The organism is Leptothoe sp. LEGE 181152 (genome assembly GCF_032906605.1).
GTDB classification, from domain to species: domain Bacteria; phylum Cyanobacteriota; class Cyanobacteriia; order Phormidesmidales; family Phormidesmidaceae; genus Leptothoe; species Leptothoe turfae.
The window spans coordinates 1-1636 of sequence record NZ_JASATU010000015.1; the positions used below are offsets into that span (position 1 = coordinate 1).

Annotated in this window: 5 protein-coding genes; 3 read left to right on the forward strand and 2 right to left on the reverse strand. The window is 47.1% G+C overall.

Annotation, left to right across the window (positions count from 1 at the left end; translation table 11 throughout):
• Both QGP82_RS07820 and QGP82_RS07825 read right to left on the reverse strand, forming a co-directional pair.
• Nucleotides 1–285 (reverse strand): DEAD/DEAH box helicase family protein (locus tag QGP82_RS07820; protein WP_499058210.1); only part of this gene is annotated, 285 nt, incomplete at its 3' end.
• Between the two features lie 176 nt (nucleotides 286–461).
• The gene (locus tag QGP82_RS07825) at nucleotides 462–710 is read right to left on the reverse strand and encodes a helix-turn-helix domain-containing protein (protein ID WP_499058212.1); all 249 of its coding nucleotides are present in this window, start codon (nucleotides 708–710) and stop codon (nucleotides 462–464) included.
• A 26-nt stretch (nucleotides 711–736) separates the two neighbouring features.
• Here QGP82_RS07825 and QGP82_RS07830 point away from each other — a divergent pair, with 26 nt between their 5' ends.
• The 3 genes from QGP82_RS07830 to QGP82_RS07840 form a co-directional block, all read left to right on the forward strand.
• Complete coding sequence (locus QGP82_RS07830) at nucleotides 737–898, forward strand: NACHT C-terminal helical domain 2-containing protein (RefSeq protein ID WP_499058215.1); 162 nt, start codon at nucleotides 737–739, stop codon at nucleotides 896–898.
• A gap of 9 nt (nucleotides 899–907) precedes the next feature.
• Nucleotides 908–1168: a helix-turn-helix domain-containing protein gene (locus QGP82_RS07835; protein WP_499058213.1), complete on the forward strand. Its 261-nt coding sequence runs from the start codon at nucleotides 908–910 to the stop codon at nucleotides 1166–1168.
• Nucleotides 1169–1351: 183 nt separating this feature from the next.
• Nucleotides 1352–1636: DEAD/DEAH box helicase family protein (locus tag QGP82_RS07840; RefSeq protein ID WP_499058210.1), on the forward strand; the 285-nt coding region annotated here is incomplete at its 3' end.

Consider the following 1636-nt stretch of genomic DNA (forward strand, 5'->3'; position numbering starts at 1 on the left):
GTCGAACAATTCATTAAATCCAGAATGCCAAACGCCATCGTCATCGTGGTAGCCAGACCAATCCTCAGAGAATTGACCACACAACGCTGTTCTTGGGTTAGCGTGAACAACCGCGTCAATCATGCCCAGCCTGTAAAGTTCAACCGCCACACCAAACGACAGGGCCGTTTTACCGCTCCCTGGGAAAGGATTAGCGGTAGCAATTCGCGACCCTTTCTTGTACTTCTTAATAATGAGAGGGATACCCGTCTCTTGAAATGGCCGGTAACGAATAGAATCTGTCATCTCTGTTCAGTCAAACTCCGTGAAATTACGCTTACCTAAAAAGTCTTTTTCCTTCCATCCCTTTAAAATCCCACGACTAGCCGCACCTCTGGCACCGCTAGCAATTGCCTATTCACTTGCTCATTTCTGTTGGCCACAGTCTAGCACAACAGAATCGAAAAGATTGTTGGTTTAAGTCAAACTTTCGTATTTTCTGTCGTCCACTCTAGGACGTCGGAAAGCCGGAGTGGAAAGAGGTCTAGCTGCTGTTTGTCGCCAAGTTTTTTAATGGCATCCATGATGGCATCCAGTCGATCCAGGCTGGGTTTAGAGCTGCCCTGACGCCACTGGGAAACAGTCCCTTTGGTGACATCTAGCTCAACGGATAAGGCAGTCGCGCTGACCTTGTAGCGAGCCATTATTTCGGTGATGCGGAAAATGATCATGGTTATTCCTCTTAGACAGAGAACTCATAACCTTCTCACTTGCAGAAGCCGAAGCCTTAGAAAATTACCTCTACTCCACCAAACTCATCATCGACTGCAAAAATGCTGCTGTTCGCGTCTCTCGCAAGGAATGGGAAGCGATTGAATCTAGGTTGCTGACGCCTCCAGGTGAAAATAATCAAGAATGAGGAATAACCATGAGTCAAATAATCTTCCGCCTTACTGAGGCCATGGCCCGCTATAAGGTCTCGGTGAATGCCCTATCCGACGAGCTAGGCATCAGCAAAAGCTCGATTGCCCATTGGCGAAGCGGGAAGACGAAACCCAACTTAGATCGCGTTAACGAGATACTGGCTGCAGTGATAAAGATCGGCGACCAGGATCAACTTAAAGCACTTCCACTGCATCTGTCAGACATCCTAGAGTGGCGAGTAAGTAAACAAGAAAATCTTAACTAAGAGAACAATCTTCTAGGGTTTCTCTTTAGGTTTGTTGTGCTAAACTGTGGCCAACAGAAATGAGCAAGTGAATAGGCGATTGCTAGCGGTGCCAGAGGTGCGGCTAGTCGTGGGATTTTAAAGGGACGGAAGGAAAAAGAGTTTTTAGGTGAGCGTAATTTCACGGAGTTTGACTGAACAGAGATGACTGATTCTATTCGTTACCGGCCATTTCAAGAGACGGGCATCCCTCTCATTATTAAGAAGTACAAGAAAGGGTCGCGAATTGCTACCGCTAATCCTTTCCCAGGGAGCGGTAAAACGGCTCTTTCGTTTGGTGTGGCGGTTGAACTTTACAGGCTAGGCATGATTGACGCGGTTGTTCACGCTAACCCAAGAACAGCGTTGTGTGGTCAATTCTCTGAGGATTGGTCTGGTTACCACGATGACGATGGCGTTTGGCATTCTGGATTTAACGAATTGTTCGAT